The sequence below is a fragment of the Pseudomonas sp. CGJS7 genome (assembly GCF_036961695.1).
In genome coordinates this window covers 148,315-168,458 of sequence record NZ_JBAMDI010000005.1, presented here as the reverse complement: position 1 = coordinate 168,458, position 20,144 = coordinate 148,315, and the positions used below count along the sequence as shown (strand labels likewise).

The 20,144-nt window shown below is 63.8% G+C and carries 15 protein-coding genes and 2 pseudogenes; 7 read left to right on the top strand and 10 right to left on the bottom strand.

What is annotated here, in order from left to right:
• The first annotated feature begins 200 nt into the window (after nt 1-200).
• Nucleotides 201-1,691 carry a sensor domain-containing diguanylate cyclase gene (locus V7787_RS05815; protein ID WP_064492569.1) on the top strand — a complete coding sequence of 497 codons (1,491 nt, stop codon included), beginning with the start codon at nt 201-203 and terminating at the stop codon, nt 1,689-1,691.
• On the opposite strand, the gene V7787_RS05810 is transcribed toward V7787_RS05815, so the two are convergent.
• A complete protein-coding gene (locus V7787_RS05810; protein ID WP_020193732.1) occupies nt 1,688-2,164 on the bottom strand; it encodes a ferritin-like domain-containing protein in 477 nt (158 codons plus the stop codon). The two genes, V7787_RS05815 and V7787_RS05810, sit on opposite strands and share 4 nt — an antisense overlap.
• A 201-nt stretch (nt 2,165-2,365) precedes the next feature.
• Here V7787_RS05810 and V7787_RS05805 point away from each other — a divergent pair, with 201 nt between their 5' ends.
• Nucleotides 2,366-2,587, top strand: coding sequence for a DUF3820 family protein (locus V7787_RS05805; protein WP_003247308.1), 222 nt, complete (start codon nt 2,366-2,368; stop codon nt 2,585-2,587).
• 145 nt (nt 2,588-2,732) lie between these two features.
• On the opposite strand, the gene V7787_RS05800 is transcribed toward V7787_RS05805, so the two are convergent.
• From V7787_RS05800 to ptsP, 3 genes are read right to left on the bottom strand one after another with little or no spacing between them, the layout of a single operon-like run.
• Nucleotides 2,733-4,475, bottom strand: a complete 1,743-nt coding sequence (locus V7787_RS05800; protein ID WP_336086407.1) for a PTS fructose-like transporter subunit IIB — start codon at nt 4,473-4,475, stop codon at nt 2,733-2,735.
• Complete coding sequence (pfkB, locus tag V7787_RS05795; protein ID WP_198748003.1) at nt 4,472-5,419, bottom strand: 1-phosphofructokinase; 948 nt, start codon at nt 5,417-5,419, stop codon at nt 4,472-4,474. Before pfkB ends, V7787_RS05800 begins: the two co-directional genes overlap by 4 nt.
• Entirely contained in the window at nt 5,420-8,272 is a 2,853-nt protein-coding gene (ptsP, locus tag V7787_RS05790) for a phosphoenolpyruvate--protein phosphotransferase (RefSeq protein ID WP_064492566.1), read from the bottom strand.
• Between the two features lie 284 nt (nt 8,273-8,556).
• Here ptsP and cra point away from each other — a divergent pair, with 284 nt between their 5' ends.
• The gene (cra, locus tag V7787_RS05785) at nt 8,557-9,552 is read left to right on the top strand and encodes a catabolite repressor/activator (RefSeq protein ID WP_003247312.1); all 996 of its coding nucleotides are present in this window, start codon (nt 8,557-8,559) and stop codon (nt 9,550-9,552) included.
• 2 nt (nt 9,553-9,554) lie between these two features.
• Nucleotides 9,555-10,331: a TatD family hydrolase gene (locus V7787_RS05780; protein WP_198748002.1), complete on the top strand. Its 777-nt coding sequence runs from the start codon at nt 9,555-9,557 to the stop codon at nt 10,329-10,331.
• 44 nt (nt 10,332-10,375) lie between these two features.
• On the opposite strand, the gene ampE is transcribed toward V7787_RS05780, so the two are convergent.
• The 3 genes from ampE to V7787_RS05765 all read right to left on the bottom strand — a co-directional run bounded on the left by ampE (nt 10,376) and on the right by V7787_RS05765 (nt 14,023).
• Nucleotides 10,376-11,206, bottom strand: coding sequence for a regulatory signaling modulator protein AmpE (ampE, locus tag V7787_RS05775; protein ID WP_010952026.1), 831 nt, complete (start codon nt 11,204-11,206; stop codon nt 10,376-10,378).
• Nucleotides 11,203-11,775 carry a 1,6-anhydro-N-acetylmuramyl-L-alanine amidase AmpD gene (ampD, locus tag V7787_RS05770; protein WP_198748001.1) on the bottom strand — a complete coding sequence of 191 codons (573 nt, stop codon included), beginning with the start codon at nt 11,773-11,775 and terminating at the stop codon, nt 11,203-11,205. Before ampD ends, ampE begins: the two co-directional genes overlap by 4 nt.
• Before the next feature lie 88 nt (nt 11,776-11,863).
• Entirely contained in the window at nt 11,864-14,023 is a 2,160-nt protein-coding gene (locus V7787_RS05765; protein WP_198748000.1) for a DUF1631 family protein, read from the bottom strand.
• A 243-nt stretch (nt 14,024-14,266) separates the two neighbouring features.
• Here V7787_RS05765 and nadC point away from each other — a divergent pair, with 243 nt between their 5' ends.
• Nucleotides 14,267-15,115: a carboxylating nicotinate-nucleotide diphosphorylase gene (nadC, locus tag V7787_RS05760; protein ID WP_064492563.1), complete on the top strand. Its 849-nt coding sequence runs from the start codon at nt 14,267-14,269 to the stop codon at nt 15,113-15,115.
• A gap of 75 nt (nt 15,116-15,190) precedes the next feature.
• Here the strand turns inward: nadC and trxB are convergent, their stop codons facing one another.
• The gene (gene trxB, locus V7787_RS05755) at nt 15,191-16,153 is read right to left on the bottom strand and encodes a thioredoxin-disulfide reductase (protein WP_003247318.1); all 963 of its coding nucleotides are present in this window, start codon (nt 16,151-16,153) and stop codon (nt 15,191-15,193) included.
• Nucleotides 16,154-16,483: 330 nt separating this feature from the next.
• Here trxB and cysZ point away from each other — a divergent pair, with 330 nt between their 5' ends.
• Nucleotides 16,484-17,212: a sulfate transporter CysZ gene (cysZ, locus tag V7787_RS05750; RefSeq protein WP_010952022.1), complete on the top strand. Its 729-nt coding sequence runs from the start codon at nt 16,484-16,486 to the stop codon at nt 17,210-17,212.
• Between the two features lie 186 nt (nt 17,213-17,398).
• Here cysZ and V7787_RS53045 read toward each other — a convergent pair.
• Nucleotides 17,399-17,812: pseudogene (locus V7787_RS53045) on the bottom strand (methyl-accepting chemotaxis protein); the annotation flags it as partial.
• 180 nt (nt 17,813-17,992) lie between these two features.
• A pseudogene (locus V7787_RS53040) lies at nt 17,993-18,586 on the bottom strand (PAS domain-containing protein); the annotation flags it as partial.
• 307 nt (nt 18,587-18,893) lie between these two features.
• On the opposite strand from V7787_RS53040, the gene V7787_RS05740 reads away from it, so the two are divergent.
• A complete protein-coding gene (locus V7787_RS05740) occupies nt 18,894-20,084 on the top strand; it encodes a glycosyltransferase family 4 protein (protein WP_064492553.1) in 1,191 nt (396 codons plus the stop codon).
• Nucleotides 20,085-20,144: the final 60 nt, after the last annotated feature.

The following is a 20,144-nucleotide window of genomic DNA, read 5'->3' as shown; positions in this document are numbered from 1 at the left end:
ACCGTGGTGGCGGCAACGGTGAACGCCTGCTGGAGATTGGCCAGCAGGCCCGGCCCATTCGCGGGTAAACCCGCTCCTACAGGCGACGGCAAATCGAAAAGTACGGTACACCGTGCTTCCGTCGGACAAATCTTGTCCGACAATGCCCGCTTCCCTAGAATATCGCCGCCGCGAATGGCCCTGCCCACGCAGTAGCGAGCATGCCCACCCAATCCCCGCGTTTCGCAGTCTACAGGTCGCACCCCGAGCTGATCCTCAACCTGGGCAGTTGCCTTGCCGTGCTCGCCATCGTGGCCATCGTCAGCTACCTGCTTGCCCGCGAGCGCGAAAGTGTCGAGCAGTCGGCGGTGCGCTCGTCGAACAACATTGTGCAGCTGATCGAAAGCGACATTCTGCGCAACGTCGAACTCTACGACCAATCCCTGCAAGGCTTGATCTGGGCCGTCGGCCGCAAGGAACTGCCGGAAGTCCCCGGCCCGATACGCCAGCGCCTGCTGTTCAATGAAGCCTTCGTCGACCGCAAGCGCGGGGACGTGCTGTGGCTGGACAAGCAAGGCAATATCGTTGGCGACTCCACCAGCAGCGTGCCGCGCAAGGCCAACTTCGGCGACACCGGGGTGTTCAAGGCCCACCAGCACAATGCCAACCTCGGCTTGCTGGTGGGCCCCCCTTTCAAGGCCAAGCTTGGCGACCTGGACTGGTGTATCAGTTTCAGCCGGCGTATCTCCGGCCCCAATGGCGAGTTCGCCGGGTTGGCAGCGGGTGCGCTGCGCCTGTCGTACTTCAATGAGTTGTTCCAGCGCCTGGACATTGGCCACGACAGCAGCATCAACCTGTTCAATACCGATGGGCAGTTGCTCGTCCGCCAGCCCTACCGCGGGCAGGACCCGCTGATTGGCACCTACTACACCGAACGGCCCAATTTCAAACGCATCCTCAGTGAACAGAGCGGTAGCTTCACCGCCCGCTCCCACAGCAGCGGCAAGCTGCGCATGTTCACCTTCGCCCGGGTCGCGCAGTTGCCACTGATCGTGCTGGTGGCGCACTCGGCCGACGAGGTGTTCGAGTCCTGGCGCCGCACCGCCATTCTGGTCAGCGTCGCCACCGGCGGTCTGTGCGTGGGCATTCTCTGGCTGACTTTGCTGCTGGGCCGCGAACTGCGCCGCCGCCACGACGCCGAAGAAAACCTGGCCATGCTCGCTTCCACCGATAGCCTGACTGGCCTGGCTAACCGCCGCAGGCTGGACCATGTGCTGCGCCAGGAATGGGCCCGCGCCCAACGTAGCCGTAAGCCGCTGGCGATACTGATGGTGGACGTGGACCACTTCAAGGCATTCAACCAGCGCCATGGCCATGCCGGTGGCGACCATGCCTTGCGCGAGGTGGCCAAGGCCATCGAGGCATGCATTCGTCGCCCTGCGGACCTGGCTGCGCGCTATGGTGGGGAGGAGTTTCAGGTAGTGTTGCCGGAAACCGATCTGGCTGGGGCCCAGCTACTGGCTGAACGCATCCGCGCCAGCGTCGAGGCGCTGGCGCCGTTTGCGGATGATGCCCACGCCGTGACCGTGAGCATCGGTATAGGTCTGTCCGGCACCCAGCAGGACCTTGGCAGGCTGCTGGGTGCTGCGGACGAAGCGCTCTACCGCGCCAAGGCCAATGGCCGCAATCGGGTAGAGGGCCCGCTCGATTAGGAGCGGGCGCGAGCGGCGTTGCGCAGGGCCTTGACCTGGTCATGGTTGCGCTGCACGCCTTGCAGCTGCTTTTCCACCAGGCTGTAGGTCATGTCGCTGGCAGTGCGGCCCAGTTTCACCAGCTTCTCGCGGGCTTCCTTGTAGGCCTTGAGGGCGTGGTCCTCGCCACGCTCCACCTCATTCAGCACAGCTTCTTCGTCCTTGCCGGTGACCAACGACTTGAGGTTGACCCAGCCGCGGTGCAGGTCGCCACTGATGCTGGTAGAAGTTTCCGGATCGCCGCCCAGGCGGCGCACTTCGCTCTGCAGCTCACTGGCAGCGTTGGCGCACTCGCCCGCACGCTGGACGAAGAACGCTTTCAGTTCAGGGTTCTTCACATCATCGGCCGAGGCCTTGAAACCTTTCTCGCCATCCTTGCTGTACTCGATCAGGTCGTTGAGTACATCGATCACGTCTTTGTTGGGGTTGCTCATGGTCGAACTCCTTGGCAGGTGATAGTCCACTAGGGAATTGCAGTGTTCGTGCCACGCTTTCAAAAAATATAAATTCCTTAATATTCAATAAGTTACAAAAATGATGGCATCGGCTGTCAACGGCGTTCTGCATGATTGCCGCTTGGGGCTTCGTGCAGATTGCAGTATGGTCGGCACCTTTCCACAGCCAGGTGCGCGAAGATGAAGCCGGAAACCCTCGAACTACTGGTGACCCGCAGCATGCCGTTCGGCAAGTACCAGGGAAGGATCATTGCCGACCTGCCCGGTGACTACCTGGCGTGGTTTGCGCGCAAGGGCTTCCCGGCAGGGGAACTGGGCGGGTTGCTGGCGTTGATGCATGAGATCGATCACAACGGGCTGGGTGATCTACTGGTGCCGTTGCGGCAGAAGCATCGCCGTTGAAAGGCCAACGTGGGCTCTGTAGGGGGCCTTGTGTCGCGAAAGGGCTGCGGAGCAGCCCCAGATTTCCAGCTTCGCAACTTAGATTGCCGGGGCCGCTTTGCGGCCCTTTCGCGACACAAGGCCGCACACACAGAACGAGGTCTGCTCATACACTTTTAGCAGGCGCCACGGCCAACTCCACACGCTCGCTCTTCTTGATAACCGCATACACCACCGCTGTCACCAGGCTACCCGCCACAATCGCCAGCAGATAAAGCAACGCATGGTTGATCGCGTTGGGGATCAACAACACGAACAAGCCGCCATGCGGCGCCATCAGCTTGCAGCCAAAATACATCGACAATGCCCCGGTCAACGCACCACCGGCGATACTGGCCGGGATCACCCGTAACGGGTCCTTGGCGGCAAACGGAATCGCCCCCTCGGAGATGAAGCACAGCCCCAGCGCCAGCGCCGCCTTGCCCGCCTCGCGCTCGCTCTGGGCGAACTTGCGCCGGGCCAGGAAAGTGGCAATACCCAAACCAATCGGCGGCACCATGCCGGCGGCCATGGTCGCCGCCATTGGCGCGTAGCTCGACGAGGCCAGCAGCCCCACCGAGAACGCATAGGCGGCCTTGTTGATCGGCCCGCCAAGGTCGACGCACATCATGCCGCCCAGCAACAGCCCCAGCAGGATGGCATTGGTGGTGCCCATGCTGTCGAGGAAGTGCGTCAGGCCTTCGAGCATCGCCGCTACCGGCTGGCCAACCACGTAGATCATCACCAGCCCGGTGAACAGACTGGCCAGCAATGGAATGATAAGGATCGGCTTGAGCGCCTCCAGGCTGCTGGGCAAGCGCGCCCATCGGGCAATGGCCTTGGCGCTGTAACCGGCGAGGAAACCGGCGACGATGCCACCGATGAAGCCGGCCCCCAAGGTGCTGGCCAACAGGCCGCCGATCATGCCCGGGGCCAGCCCGGGGCGGTCGGCGATGGACCAGGCGATATAGCCTGCCAGTAGCGGAACCATCAGCTTGAAGGCAGCCTCACCGCCAATCTGCATCAACGCCGCCGGCAAGGTGCCCGCCTCTTTGTAGGCCTCGATACCGAACACGAACGACAACGCAATCAGCAAGCCGCCGGCCACCACCATCGGCAGCATGAACGACACGCCGGTCAGCAAGTGCTTGTACACACCGGTTTTCTCGCCCTTGGTCGGCGTGGTCGCCGCTGGGGCGTCGGCAGCGTTTTCCACCGTGGCTTGCGCCAGGGCTTTGTCCAGGGTAGCGCTGGCCTGCTTGAGGGCAATGCCGGTACCACAACGGTAAATACGTTTGCCGGCGAAACGTGCAGTGGGTACTTCAATGTCGGCGGCCAGCAGCACCACGTCCGCCGCAGCGATGGCCTCAGCGGACAAGGGATTGCGCGCACCGACCGAGCCCTGGGTCTCGACGGTCAACTGGTAGCCCAGTTGCTGTGCGGCTTGCTGCAAGGCTTCTGCGGCCATGAAGGTATGGGCTACGCCGGTCGGACAAGCAGTCACGGCAACGATGCGGGTACCAGCACTGCCAGCGGCGGCCGGGCCATCTGTCACTGCGGTCAGCAGCTCGGCGTTGGCCGCCGCTTCGTCGAGAAAGCCTTCGCGATCAACCAGCGCCTGGGACGGCGTGCTTTGGTACAGGCGCTTGCCGACGAAGCGGGCCAGGTCCACCGGCCCGGTGCTGACCACAAGCACCCAGTCAGCCTCGGCGATCTGTGCGGCGCTCAGTTGCCGCTCGGGGTGTTCAGTATTCTGCACTTCGACGCTGGTGCTCCAGCCGCGACGCTGGGCGGCGGCGGACAGCAAGCGTGCACTCAGTACACTCGATACCTGGCCATTGGGGCAGGCGGTGACTATGGCAATGTTCATCGGCAACCCTCTTGTTGTTCTGTCAGTTGCACGGCCGCTTCCAACTGCGCAAGGTGCTCGCGGTCATGGATGCCGAAGCCAACCTGGGTAACGGCCTGGGCGGCGATGGCAGTGGCCCGGGTCAACGTCTGCGCAGGCGCCTCGGCCAGCAGCAGGCCGTGGACCATGCCGGCCACCAGCGAATCCCCCGCCCCCACCGTGCTGGCAACCCGCACCTTGGGTGGGCGGGCCTGCAGGGCCAGATCGCGGCTGAACCAACTGACGCCCTGCTCGCCCGCAGACACCACCACGTGTTCAACGCCACTGTCCAGCAGGCGCTTGGCGGCGGCGCGCTGTTGCGTCAGGTTATCCACAGCCAGGCCCAGCACTTCGCCCAGTTCTTCGGTATTGGGCTTGACCAACCAGGGCGCGCTTTGCAAGCCAACACGCAGGGCTTCACCACTGCTGTCCAGGACTACCTTGAGGCCTTGGGCCTTCAACCGTTCGAGCAACTGGCGGAACCAGTCGGCACTGATTCCGCGCGGCAGGCTACCGGCCACCACCACGGCATCGTGACCGGGGGCAATCTGTTCCAGCCTGTGCAGCAAGGCACTGCGTGCCGCCTCGTCGACCTCCGGGCCCTGCCCGTTGATGTCGGTCACGCGGCCATCGGCCTCGACCAGCTTGATATTGCTGCGGGTTTCGCCCGGCACACGGACAAAGCAGTCGATAAAACCGCGGCCGTCGATCAGCGCCTCGAAGGGCTGCAGATTGTCGCCCCCCAGGAAACCGCCCACGGTTACGCTGTGCCCCAGGTCGGCCAGTACCTGGGCAACGTTCAGCCCCTTGCCTGCGGCGTGACTGTGCTGCGCCTGGCTACGGTTGACCTGCCCTGGGCGCAGAGTGTCCAGGCCGATGGTGATATCCAGCGCAGGGTTGAGGGTAAGAGTGAGGATCTTGGCCATTCAGTAACGCTCCACCAGCGCGCGAACTGCTGCGGCGCTGTCCTGTTGCAGGGCCTCGCGCGCCAGGGCGCGGGCTGTCTGATGATCGGCCTGGCGAACCAGTGCCTTGACTTCGGCGATGCTGCGCGCGGAGACGCTGAGTTCGTCCACGTCCAGCCCCAGCAGCACGGCCACCGCCTGCGGGTCGGCTGCCAGCTCGCCACACACGCCCACCCACTTGCCGTGGGCATGGGCGGCGCGCACGGTCATGTCGATCAGGCTCAATACCGCCGGGTGCAGGCCGTCGGCCTGTGCCGAGAGGCTGGGGTGGCCACGGTCAATGGCCAAGGTGTATTGAGTCAGGTCGTTGGTGCCGATGCTGAAGAAGTCCACTTCGCGCGCCAATTGCGCTGCCAGCAGGGCCGCTGAAGGCACCTCGACCATAATGCCCAATTGCAGGTCGGCTACCGGGATTTCTGCACGCAGGCGCTCCACCATGGCCCGAGCCTCACGCCATTCGTGCACCTGACCAACCATGGGGAACATGATACGCAACGGGCGCTGGTCGGCGGCCCGCAGCAACGCGCGCAACTGGTCTTCCATCACTTGCGGGCGCTGCAGGGTCAAACGCACGCCGCGCACGCCGAGGAAGGGATTTTCCTCGGCAGCGATCGGCCAGTAAGGCAACGGTTTGTCGCCGCCAACATCCAGGGTACGCACCACCAGCGGGCGCCCATCGAGGCCATCGAGCACGCGGCGGTACTCGGCTTCCTGGGTAGCCACATCCGGCGCTTGAGGGTGGGCCATGAAAATCAGTTCGGTACGCAGCAGGCCGACACCTTCGGCGCCCTGCTCCACCACCTTGGCGATGCCGTTGCTATCGCCGATGTTGGCAAACACCTCGACGGCATGCCCATCACGGGTGATGGCCGGCTCGAAGCGGTTGGCCCAGGCGGCCTGCAGGCGTTGCTCGCGCAGGTCACGCTCGGCCAGCGCCCGCTGCAGCTCATCCGCTGGCGGTGCGACGCTGACCACACCACGCTGGCCATCGAGCAGCAGCGGCGTACCACTCTCCAACAGCAGTATCGATGCACCCGCGCCGACCACTGCTGGTATGCCCAACGCCCGGGCGACGATGGCACTGTGGGCCGTGGCGCCGCCCTGGGCGGTGACAATGCCGGCAACCCGGTTGGGGTCCAGGCGGGCGACATCGGATGGACCGACTTCGGTCATCACCAGCACATAGGGTTGCTCGGGTTCAACCTGCGCCTGCACACCACACAACTGCGCCAGCACGCGGCGGCCAATATCGCGCAGGTCGGCGGCGCGCTCGGCGAGCAGCGCATCGTGCAACGCCTCTTGCTGACGGGCCGCAGCTTCGATCACGGCCATCCAGGCGGCCGCAGCGCTTTCGCCCTGGGCCAGGCGCTGTTCGGCATCGTCGGTCAGGGCCGGGTCGGCAAGCATTTCCTGGTGGGTGACGAAAATTTCGCCAATGGCCTTGTCGCTGCGCAGGACCAAAGCCTGCAGTTCGCCATTGACGGTAGCCAAGGCTTCGCGCAGTTTCTGCCGCTCCAGGGCGCAAGATTCACCCCGCAAGGGATAGTCGAACTCACGCTCGACACAGACATGCGCCGGGCCGCTGGCGATGCCGGGGGCGGCGCCCACACCCTGGATACGGCTGCCGGCCGCTGGCGCTTGCAGTACTTCGGGGACGTCATCGGCAATGGGCGCGACGCTCTGCGGTAGCGGTTCCACCTCTTCACCCAAGCCTTGTTCGATAGCAGCCAGCAGCACCGGCAAGGCATCGGCAGCGATGCTCGGTTCGGCGACCAGTTCCAGTGCCTGACCACGGCGGGCGCCGAGGCTGAGCAGCTTGCTCAGGCTCTTCACCGATACGGCTGGCTGCGCGCTATCGACCAGGCGCACACGGATTTCCCCTTCAAAGCCCTTGGCCAGTTGTGCAAGCACCTTGGCCGGTCGCGCATGCAAGCCATGTGGATTGGCCAGCACGATACGTGCGCTAGGCCAGTCCGCCGGCACTTCGCCGCCCAGCACTTCCAGCACCGCACGGCTGCTGGTGGCTTGGTAGAGCATCTGCCCACGGCCTTCGATCAGCACTTCGCACAGCCGCTCGAGCAGGGCCTCGTGAGCGGCGCCAAGGCTGGCCAGGCAGAACAGACCGTTGAGCGGCTGGTCGCGGTAACGCAGCGGCTGCTGCGGGGTGATGAAGGCGAGGCCTGGCTGACGAACCTGGCGCTCGCTGTGCAGCCACCACAGGCCCTCACCCAGCGGCAGCGGCTCGGCCTGCTGCAGCACGGCGGCAAAGCCACTGTCGACACAGTCGGCACGTTGCAGCAGGCGGGCACCGCGCCAGGCCAGTTCGTCGAAGTCTTCTGCCGGCACGTTCAGGCCGACCAGCTGCGCATCCAGCGCCAGCGCTTGGGGCGCGCCCTGCAGCAGCTTGAGCAGCGCTTCGGCAGAGCTGGCACGGCGCAAGGCTTCGGCCAGGTCGGTCTCGCCCAGCGCCCGGGTCAACAGCTGCAGCAGGCGCAGGTGTTCGTCGGAGCGGGCGGCAATACCAATGGCCAGGTAGACCATTTGCCCGTCACCCCAGTCTACCCCCTCGGGGAACTGCAGCAGGCGTACGCCGGTGGCATACACCAGGTCACGTGTTTGCGGCGTACCATGGGGAATGGCGATGCCCTGGCCAAGGAACGTGGAGCCTTGTGCCTCCCGGGCCTGCAGCCCTTGCAGGTAACCCTCGGCGACCAGACCGTCCGCAACCAGCCGATCGGCCAGAAGGCGCAACGCCTCGTCCTTGTCGGCGGCCTTCTGGCCCATGGCTATCTGCTCATTGGCGAGCTCGAGCATGACCTTCTCCTTTTGCAGTTCCCGTGCGGGTACTGGAGTATTGTTGTGAAATTCACATAAAGGGCCAGTTCAGCAGCCTTGCGCGGGTGGCAGCCGAGGCAGAAAATTCGGCAGCTGAAACGTTTAATCTGACCAGACGGCCACGTTACTCGATAATCTGCCCAGTAAAAAGCCCCATCCTGTCGGACAATTGCGACAATGGTCGTCTGCGCGTGATGCCTGTACCGGGTCAAACTACCCGGTCTGGCCTTACAGGCAGCCCCGGAAATAACAAGGAAAATTCGGTGAAACTCAGCGATATCGCCCGTCTGGCCGGTGTGTCCGTGACCACTGCCAGCTACGTCATCAATGGCAAGGCTGAACAGCAGCGCATCAGTAACAGTACTGTCGAGCGGGTACGCGCGGTGGTCGAAGCCCACGGCTTCACCCCCAACCCGCAGGCTGCTGGGCTGCGCAGCCGGCATACCCGCACCCTGGGCTTCATTCTCCCGGATCTGGAGAACCCCAGCTACGCCCGCATTGCCAAGCAACTGGAGCAAGGCGCACGCGCCCGCGGCTACCAGCTGCTGATTGCCAGCAGCGATGACCAGCCAGACAGCGAGCGCCAACTGCAGCAACTGTTCCGTGCGCGCCGATGCGACGCGCTGTTCGTTGCCAGCTGCCTGCCGCCAGAAGATGACAGCTACCGCGAGCTGCAGGACAAAGGCCTGCCGGTGATTGCCATCGACCGCCGCCTGGACCCCGCACACTTCTGCTCGGTGATCAGCGACGACCGCGATGCCAGCCGCCAGCTGGCCGCCAGCCTGCTCAGCTCGGCCCCACGCAGTATCGCCCTGATAGGCGCACGCCCCGAGCTGTCGGTTAGCCAGGCGCGTGCCGGCGGATTCGACGAAGCCCTGCAAGGCTACACCGGCGAAGTGCGCCGCTATCAGGGCGAAGCCTTCAGCCGTGAGTGCGGCCAACGCCTGATGCAGCAACTGATCGACGACCTGGGTGGCCTGCCGGATGCTCTGGTGACCACTTCGTACGTGCTGTTGCAGGGCGTGTTCGACACCCTCCAGGCGCGCCCGGTCGACTCGCGCCAACTGCAGCTGGGTACCTTTGGCGACAACCAGTTGCTCGACTTCCTGCCGCTGCCGGTCAATGCCATGGCCCAGCAGCATGGCCAGATTGCCGCCACCGCGCTTGAACTGGCACTGGCCGCCATCGAGGAAAAACGCTATGAACCCGGCGTGCACGCCGTTGGCCGCACCTTCAAGCAACGCATCTCAGCGGCCTGAACATGCGCCTGATCGACACCCACACCCACCTGGACTTCCCCGACTTCGACGCCGACCGCCCGCGCCTGCTGGCCAACGCGGCGGCGCGTGGGCTGGAGCGAATGGTGGTGCTGGGGGTGTACCAGGCGAATTTCCAGCGGGTGTGGGAACTGGCCTGCGCCGAGCCGCGCCTGTTCGCCGCGCTTGGCCTGCACCCGGTCTACCTCGACCAGCATCGCCCTGAGCACCTGGTGCAACTGCGCGAGTGGCTGGAGCGCCTGCGCGACAACCCGCGGCTATGTGCCGTAGGTGAGTTCGGCCTGGACTATTACCTCGCAGACCTTGACAGGACCCGCCAGCAGGCGCTGTTCGAAGCGCAACTGCAGATGGCTTGCGACTTCGAACTACCAGCCCTGCTGCACGTGCGCCGCAGCCATGCCCAGGTGATTGCCACACTCAAGCGCTACAAGCCAGCGCGGGCGGGGGTGATTCATGCGTTTGCCGGCAGCTACGAAGAGGCCCGCGAGTACATCAAGCTGGGCTTCCTGCTGGGGTTGGGCGGTGCGGGTACCTGGCCGCAGGCGCTGCGGCTGCGCAAGACCTTGGCGCGGCTGCCACTGGACAGTGTGGTGCTGGAGACTGACTCACCGGACATGGCACCGGCGATGTACCCAGGGGTACGCAACAGCCCGGAGCACCTGCCGGAAATTGCAGCGGCGCTGGCGCACGTAATGGGGCTGGATGTCGAGGTGCTGGCACAGGCCAGCACCCGCAATGCTTGCACGTTGTTTGGCTGGTGAAACTCGGGTGAACGGGATTACCGCGGGATGCGAGTGGCGCGGAATCAGACCAGCACGGTCCACAGCGCAAACCCGGCATACCACAGCACTGCACAGCGCAACAGCAATTCCCACAGGCTGTCCAGCCGCCCCAACCCACGCTGGCTGTCCTCTTCCTCGGGAATGTCATCGGCAATCCGCCCCACCCGAGCCACCAGGTGCCCGGCGCTGATGTGCCAGTTGAGCACCTCGTGCAGCATCACCCGTGTCACCGCGAGGAAGTTGCCCACCAGGGCAAAGCTCAACGCCAGCGCCCGCACCGGCAACCAGTCCATGATGTGCCGCAACTGCTCGGCACGCGCCTTCAAAGCCGGCTGCTTGCTGTGCTCACTACACAGCGCCAACAATCGATAAGCCAGCGCAGCGCCAGGGCCCAGTACGAAATACCAGAAGATCACCGCAAAAAAGCCCTGGTACACCTGCCACAGCAAGTTACCCTGCACCCGCACCAGCAAGCTGTGCGGTTCATCGGCCACCAGGCCCAGGTCGCGCTCGGCCGCGTGCAGCGCCGCCTGATCGTCCCCCCGCCGCCAGGCATCACGAAACGCCCCAAGCGATGCCTTGGCATCGCCGCGGCCCAGGCTGTAGATCAGCACCAGCAGGTGCACCGGCAACGCCAGCAGACCATAGGCCACCGGCTCCAGCACATGCAGCAGCAACACCAGCAGCGCTACCGGCGCCAACACCAGGATGGCCAACGTCCACCATGGGTGCACCTTGCCGTTGCGTTCCAGACGCACCAGTTCGCCAATAAAGAACCCGTCACGCTGCACCTGATGGCGCAGGGCCGAAAACTTCTCGACCCACAGCGCCAGCAACAACACCAGAAAACTCATGCCTTGTCCTCGTTGTGCTGCAGCGCCTGGCGGTAGCGCGACCAGTCGAAGGCCGGGCCAGGGTCGGTCTTGCGCTGCGGGGCAATGTCGCTGTGGCCCTGAATGCGGTTCAGGTCGATGGCTGGCCAGGCACTGCGGATGTGCCGGGTGAGTTGTTCCAGCACCGCATACTGGGCATCGGTATAGGGCAGGTCGTCGGTGCCTTCCAGTTCTATGCCGATGGAAAAGTCGTTACAGCCTTCGCGCCCGTCAAAGCTCGACACACCCGCATGCCAGGCACGGTCATGCAACGACACGAACTGAGTCACCGCGCCGTCACGCTCGACGAACAGGTGCGCCGACACGGTCAGGTGGGTGATGCTGGCAAAATACGGGTGTTCATCAGGGGCCAGGCGGTTCTGGAAGAATTGCTGCACCTTGCCCGTGCCGAAACAGGCCGGGGGCAGGCTGATGTTGTGGATCACCAGCAGGGAAATCGATTCGCCTTCGGGGCGCGCATTGAAGTTCGGCGAGGGGCAGTGGGTGATTCCGATTCCGTGGAACCAGCCAGTGGCATAGTCCAATTGCATGGGCAGATCCTGAAAAACGCCGTGAACATGCCCACAGTATGCCCTGCGGCCAACGCCGTGTGCATGTGAATGATTGTAATGCGTCGGCCTATTGCGCCTGCCCTTGCCGCAAGCTTTCAAGTACCGCCTCCAGCGCCCGTTCGAACAACAGGCGATCATCCAGCACGCGCACTTCGTGCCGTTGCAGTGCCTGGGCCAGGCTGGCACTGCTCCACTCGCGCACTTTCATGCCGGTGCGGTTGGCGAACACCAGCCTGTCACTGCTGTCGATGCGAGCGACCAGCTTGCAGCGCAGTGGTTCATCCTCGTCGAGAACCTCGACCCAGGTGCCGATGCGCAGGCGTTGCGCCTGGCGCAGCGCTGCAGCCTGCCCCTCGGCAGCGTGCAGGGGCACGCAGGCGGGTTCTTCGGCAATCGTCAGCACAATCTCTTGGGCCACCCGCACATCGCCCAAGGATTGGCCCTCCCCGCTCGGCAGCGCCTCTTTACCTGCGCAGGCGCGCAGGTGCAACTGTTCCAGTTGCAGGAAGAACTCGCGGGTCGCCACCGCGTCCAGGGCTACGCTGGCCAGGCCATCGCGCAGCGCCTTGAGCAGGCCTGGCACCTGCTGCAGCAAGGCTTGCGGCTCATGTGGCGGCGTGATGCTGGCCAGCAGCATGTCCATCGTCTGCACTGCGTCGCGCCAGGCCTGTGAGGCCTCGCCCTGTTTCAGCCAAGCCAACAGCAGTACCTGGCTCCAGGCCTGCACCAGCATTTGCACCACCACCTGCGGCAATACCCGGCCGCGCAGGCGCTGGTTGAGCACGTGCTGCACCTGCTGCCTGGCCTGCATTGCCCGGGCACGGCCTTCTTCGGCGTCGCGAGTGCGTTGCTCCAGCAACTCGTTACGTCGCCGTTCGTCCTGATTGAATGCCAGGAAGTCGTCGAGCAGCTCGGCGAACAGGCTGGCATCGTCGGCAAAATCATTGAGCAAGCGCTGGACGATACGCTCTACCCGCATGTGCAAGCTGTCACGCTGGCACTCGCTGCCGCACTCCCAGCCAATCGCGGCGCCGGCGATTTCGTTGAGCAAACGGCGCGCCGGGTGGCTACTCCGGCTGAACAGCCCCTTGTCCAGTAATGCCACCTTGAGCAGGGGAATATGAAGGCGCGCAATCAGCGCCCGCAGGCTGGTCGGCAGGTTGTCATCGTTGTGGATGAACGCGAACAGCAGGCCAACCAGGTTGATCATGTCTTCGTCAGCCACGTGAAGGCGCCGACGCGTACCGCTGCGCACGCTGACCCGCAACAGCAGTTGCTCAAGCTGCTGGCCAAGCTCGAAGTCATCGGCCTCGTACGTGGCGGGCACATAGCGCTGCAAATGCGACAGTAGCCGGAGCAGGTCGGCGGTACTGATCGGCTGGGCGGCAGCCACCGCTTGCAAGCGCGGAGCGAACTGCCCGCGCACCGGCGCCAGCAGTGCCTGCAACGAGGCAAACAACGCCTGCCCTGCGGCGTCCGCCCCCTCCTCCTGGCCAAGGTTCGCCGGCCTGGGCTGCGCACGCATGCGCCGGTCTTCGGCACGCCGGCGCGGCGCCGGTTGCAGCTCGGGCAGTACGCCGGCAGCGGCCAGCAACTGGTTGGTTTCGCCATAGATCACATCGACATCGCGCAGTACATAACGCTCGAACAGCTTCAGCAGCACCAGCTTGACCCGCAGGCCAACGCCCAGATTACGCCCGGCGTCGAGGAAGTAACGACACAGCGCGGCTGGCCCCAATGGGTTGTGCTGCTCGTACAGGGGGCGGTCGAGCAATGCCTGCAGGCGCAGACCCAGTTGCTGCAGGGCAACGCCATCGCGTGACAGCACCCGCGCCACCATGCCCTCGATGGCGGCGGCCCGTTCCATTTGAGCCTTGCTGCGCGGCTTGCCCGGCTGGGCCAGGTTTGCCAGCAAGTCGACTTGGCCGGCTCGGAGGAAAGCATCATGGAACGTATCCAAAAAACCACGCTCGATGCTCTTGCGCTTCAGGCGCAGGTCACGCATGGCTTCGAAGTACAGGTTCTGGTCACCGCGGTCGAAGGCCTTGTCGGCCATTTCGAAGAGCGTGTCATCGGCATTGTCGAACAAGTCCTGCAGGCCCTGACGCAACTGCAACGCGGCCTTGTCGCGCACCTGCAGCAACAAGACCGGAAGGCAAGGATGAGGCGTACGCCCCCCTCGGTCGATGGTTGCCGCCAAGGGCACCACCTTGCCTTCTTTTTGCATCCTGGACTCCTTGCAGGGTGTCTTGCCCGAAAGGGCTGAAAAATCGTCAAAGCTATGACGCCAAATACTAGTCGCCATTATCGGTAAAAAATCGCATAGCTACCAGCGCCGTTTCGCTGGCTGGCTAATGACCCTGATCTGCTCCGATTACTCACGACGCCCGACCAAAGGTCAGCGCCAAGGCTGCTGTACACATCGGCCCCCTGCCCTATAATCGCGGGCACCTAGCTTGTGGAGCCGACCATGCCGAACCTACGCCTTGCCGACCTGACCGCTGAAATTGAAGCCAACGTGCGCCGCGCGCTGTTGGAGGACATCGGCAGTGGCGATATCACCGCGCAACTGATCCCGGCCGAGCGCCTGGCCAAGGCGACCATCATCACCCGTGAAAACTGCGTGGTCGCCGGTACCGCCTGGGTCGATGCCGTATTCCGCCAGCTCGACCCGCGCGTTGCAGTGCACTGGCAGGTGGCCGACGGTGAGCAGGCCACTGCCAATCAGCCGTTGTTCCACCTGGAAGGCCCGGCCCGTTCGCTGCTCAGTGGTGAGCGCAGCGCACTGAACTTCCTGCAGCTGCTGTCAGGGGTCGCCACCCGTGCGCGCTTTCTCGCCGACCTGGTAGCCGGCACCCAGGTGCGCCTGCTGGACACCCGCAAAACCCTGCCGGGCCTGCGCCTGGCGCAAAAATACGCAGTGACCTGCGGTGGGTGCGACAACCACCGCATAGGCCTGTACGACGCCTTCCTGATCAAGGAAAACCACATCGCCGCCAGCGGCGGCGTAGCCGAGGCTGTGGCCGCAGCGCACCGCATTGCGCCGGGCAAGCCGGTGGAAATCGAGGTCGAAAGCCTGGACGAACTGCGCCAGGCGCTGGCCGCTGGCGCGGACATCATCATGCTCGACGAGCTGAACCTGGACGAAATGCGCGAAGCCGTGCGCATTACCGCGGGCAAAGCCAAACTTGAAGCCAGCGGCGGGGTCAACGAAACGACCCTGCGGGTGATCGCCGAAACAGGGGTGGACTACATCTCGATTGGTGCCATGACCAAGGATGTGAAAGCGGTGGACCTGTCGATGCGACTGAGCCTGTGAGCTGATTGCAGGCAATAAAAAACCGGCGCTTGGCCGGTTTTTTATTGGGGTCGCTTTGCACCCCTTTTTCTCAGATCAGAACGAGGCGTTGGCCAAACCGTCCAGGTAGCGCTCGACATCCAGCGCTGCCATGCAACCCGCACCGGCCGAAGTGATGGCCTGGCGGTAAACGTGGTCAGCCACGTCGCCAGCGGCAAACACACCCTCGACGTTGGTAGCGGTGGCGTTGCCTTCGCGGCCGCCATTGACTACCAGGTAGCCGTCTTTCAGGGTCAGCTGACCTTCGAACAGCGAAGTGTTCGGGGTGTGGCCAATGGCGATGAACACACCGTCGACCTTGATTTCGTCGCTGCTGCCGTCGTTGTTCTTCAGGCGCGCACCGGTTACGCCCATGTTGTCACCCAGCACTTCGTCCAGGGTGGCGTTGAGCTTGAGCTCGATCTTGCCTTCGGCCACACGGGCGTTCAGCTTGTCGACCAGGATCTTCTCGGCGCGGAAGGTTTCACGACGGTGTACCAGGGTCACTTTGCTGGCGATGTTGGCCAGGTACAGTGCCTCTTCCACGGCAGTGTTACCACCACCGACCACGGCGACCGGCTTGTTGCGGTAGAAGAAACCGTCACAGGTGGCACAGGCCGAAACACCCTTGCCCATGAAGGTTTCTTCCGACGGCAGGCCCAGGTAGCGAGCGCTGGCGCCAGTGGCAATGATCAGCGCATCACAGGTGTACTTGCCGCTGTCACCCTGCAGGGTGAACGGCTTGTTGGCCAGGTCGACAGCGTTGATGTGGTCGAAGACGATTTCGGTTTCAAAACGCTCGGCGTGCTCTTGCATACGCTGCATCAGAGCCGGGCCGGTCAGGCCGTGGGGGTCGCCCGGCCAGTTGTCGACTTCGGTGGTGGTGGTCAGCTGGCCACCCGCCTGCATACCGGTGATCAGCAGCGGCTTGAGGTTGGCACGGGCGGCATACACCGCAGCGCTGTAACCGGCTGGGCCGGAACCGAGAATGATGACGCGCGAATGACGTACTTCAGACATGTCGAACTCCTGTCGAGCGGGCCGCAGGGCCGGCATCGGTGTACCGGCTGCGCCAGCCAAGAAATTAAAAAGGACCCACGCAGCACTTGGGGAAGGCTAAAACGCGCAGGCCCGCAAAGCGAAAAGTTGAGCGCACTGTAGCGAGGTCGCAAAGATTAAGGAAATATCCTTAGACAATCCACCTCATAGGCATCGCCTATGCTGCGATTTCATCGATAAACACGCGCTGCGCGCTTTTGTTACATCCCGTTTCCCGCCCACTGCGTGCCTTTCGTCGGCGCGGCAAACTCGGTAAGGTCAGCGCGTTTTCCTTCTCTGCGGAGTATCTAGATGCAAGCCCCTGTCCTCTCTGGCCCCCAATACTTGCGCGAAGGCCTGAAACTGGTGCTGAGCCCCAACCTGCGGTTGTTCGTGCTGCTGCCACTGGCGGTCAACCTGTTGCTGTTCGGTGGCCTGATCTACTTCGCCGGCCACCAGTTCGGCCTGTGGCTCGATGCCCTGATGCCCACGCTGCCTGACTGGCTGAGCTTCCTCAGCTACATCCTCTGGCCGCTGTTCGTTGCCTTGCTGGTGCTGATGGTGTTCTTCACGTTCACCTTGGTGGCCAATATCATTGCCGCGCCGTTCAACGGCTTTCTGGCGGAAAAGGTCGAGGTGGTAGTGCGTGGCGAAGACACCTTCCCAGCCTTCAGCTGGGGCGAGCTGGCAGCCATGGTACCGCGCACCTTCAGCCGCGAAATGCGCAAGCTGGGCTACTTCCTGCCACGCGCCATCGGCCTGTTCGTCCTGTCGCTGATCCCGGTGGTCAACGTGGTGGCTGCGCCGCTGTGGCTGATCTTCGGCGTGTGGATGATGGCCATCCAGTACATCGACTACCCGGCGGACAACAACAAGATGAGCTGGCAGGACATGCTCGCCTGGCTGCGGCAGAAGCGCTGGCAGAGCCTGGGCTTTGGCGGCATCACCTACCTGGCACTGATGATTCCAGGGGTGAACGTGCTGATGATGCCGGCGGCGGTGGCCGGGGCTACGCTGTTCTGGGTGCGGGAGCGGAGCTGAGTCCTGGACCGCGTGCGATTGACATGAATTGCGCGGCCCCCTGTGGGAGCGGCCTGGTGTCGCGATAGGGCCGCAAAGCGGCCCCAGCAATCTGTGCATTGCCGCTGAAATCTGGAGCCGCTCTGCGGCCCTATCGCGACACAAGGCCGCTCCCCCAAAAAAAGCAGAGCGTGCCTGGCCTGGGTTTCACTGCCCCAACCGGCTGGAAAACTGCCCCACCACATCCACCACCCGCTTCGCCCCGTCCTGGATCTCGACAATTACGGTGCCCGTCTCATCCGCCAGCGCCAGCCCCTGTTCGGCCTGGCGCTTGCTGGTGTCGATGATCGCCACCGCCGCCTGCGCCAGTTGTTCGTTCTGCTGTACCACCCGGGCGATTTCTTCGGTGGCGGTGCTGGTGCGGGAGGCCAGTTGGCGCACTTCGTCGGCAACGACGGCAAAGCCCCGCCCTTGCTCGCCCGCGCGGGCAGCTTCGATGGCCGCGTTAAGGGCCAGCAGGTTGGTCTGCCCGGCAATGTCGCTGATGGTCTTGATGATCGAACCGATCACCCGCGACTGGGTATCCAGCGCCTGGATGCCGTCGGCGGCCTCTTGCATCGAAGCCTCCAGTCCACGCATCACGGTGACAGTCTGGGTGACCACTTCGGTGGCCTTGCGAGCACTGACATCGGTACCCAGCGAGGTGTTGTAGGCGACATCTGCCGCCTCGGCCACTGCCAGCTCCTGGTTGACCTGGTCGGTGATCACGGTGGCGAACTTGACCACCTTGTACAGCACATCGTGGGCATCGAAGATCGGGTTGTACGAGGCCTCCAGCCAGATCACCCGGCCATGGGCATCGATGCGCTTGAAGCGCTCGGCAACATATTCGCCACGGCGCAGCCTTTCCCAGAACGCTTGGTAGCCAGCCGAGTTGACCTCCTGCGGTTCGCAGAACATGCGGTGGTGCTTACCGCGAATCTGCTCCAGGCGATAGCCGACGGTGGCCAGGAAACGATCGTTGGCAGTGAGAATGATGCCGTCGAGGTCGAACTCGATCACCGCAGTCGAGCGCATCAGGGCCTTGATCAGGCTTTCGTGCTCGCGTGAGGTCTCGATGGTTCGCGTGAGGTCGCTGGAATGCAGGGTGAAGTACTTGATGCGCCCCTCGCTGTTCTTCACCGGCTGCAGGATCGAGCGCAGCCAGGCTTCCTGACCATTGCCCCGCAGAAGACGGAACGCACCGTTCAGGTGTTCACCACGGCTGATCGCGCTTTTCATGCGCTGGTAGAAGTCCAGCGACTTTACGTGGGCGGGGACGATGTCCTCGATATTGCGTCCAAGCAATTGTTCGGCACGGTAGAGCATCTCGCTCTCGAAATTGCCGTTGACCATCTCGATCCGTCCCTGAGGGTCGAGCTGCAGCACCAACATCTCGCTGTCGAGACTACTCTTGACCTGTTCGATGGACATCAGGTCTTCGCGCAGTTGCCGGATTTCTTGCTTGAGCTTGTTGTTGAACATCACCGCTCTCCTGGAGCGCATCACGTAGTCGAATGCATCTTCATCGGCTGCCGGCGACACCTTCTTGAGTGCTGTGCGAGGAAATATTCATGAAGGCAAAAGTGCCGGCAGTCAGGCGTCATCTTTACGTCACAAGGCGGTCACATTAGCGCAACCCGGCAGGCGGAAACTTTTTGTCATGAATACACCCGCCCTACGCATTACCCTGGTCAGCGAAACCTTCCCACCCGAGATCAATGGCGTGGCCAACACCCTTGGCCGCCTCAGTGATGGGTTGCGCCAACGCGGCCATGAGGTCGAGGTGGTGCGCCCGCGCCAGGCCGGCGAAGGGCACGCGCACAACGACCCGCACCTGATGCTGTGCCGCGGCTGGGCGCTGCCTGGCTACCCGGGTTTGCAGTGGGGCGAGGTGTCGATGCACAAGCTGTTGCGCCACTGGCGCCGGCAGCGCCCGGATGTACTGTACATCGCCACCGAGGGGCCGCTGGGGCTCAGCGCACTACGCGCCGCCCGACGCCTGGGGGTGGCGGTGGTCAGTGGCTTCCACACCAACTTCCCGCAGTATTCCGGCCAGTACGGCCTTGGCCTGCTGGCGCGCCTGCTCACCCACTACTTGCGCTGGTTCCATCGGCGCACGGCAATCACCTTGGTGCCGAGTGCCAGCCAGCGCCTGGAGCTGGAGCGTCGTGGTTTCGAACGCCTGGAGTTGCTGGCCCGAGGGGTCGATGCCTGCCTGTTCAATCCGGCCCGGCGCAGCCGGGCCCTGCGCGAAAGCTGGGGGCTAGGCCCGGAGGACATCGCCGTACTGCATGTCGGGCGGCTGGCGGCGGAAAAGAACCTTGGCTTGCTACGGCCTTGCTTCGAGGCATTACGCAAGACGTATCCACAAAAGCGCCTGCGCCTGATCATGGTCGGCGACGGGCCTCAGCGCGCCAGGCTTGAACAAGAGATACCGGACGCCGTGTTTTGCGGCGCCCAGCGCGGTGAACGACTGGCCGAGCACTATGCCAGCGGCGACCTGTTCCTGTTCCCGAGCCTGACCGAGACCTTCGGCAATGTGGTGCTCGAAGCCATGGCCTCAGGGTTGGCGGTAGTTGCTTATGACGAGGCGGCCGCAGCGCAGCATATTCGCCATGGCCACAGCGGCGCGCTGGCGATGCCGGGGGACCAGGCAGCGTTTGTCGATGCAGCGTGCTGGTTGCTGGAAGAAGTGGAGACCTTGCGCAGGGTGCGCCTGAATGCGCGACAGCATGCCAGCCGCCAGGGCTGGCCGGCGATTGTCGAACAGTTCGAGGGGTATCTGAACAGCGCATGCCGGCAACCTGGTGCTACGGCTGGGCGTTCTGCGCAATGTTTGCAGCGCCTGTGAGATCCAGCGCCGCCCGCGCGGCACTCGATCTCACAGGTGCCAAAACATCACGTCAGGCAC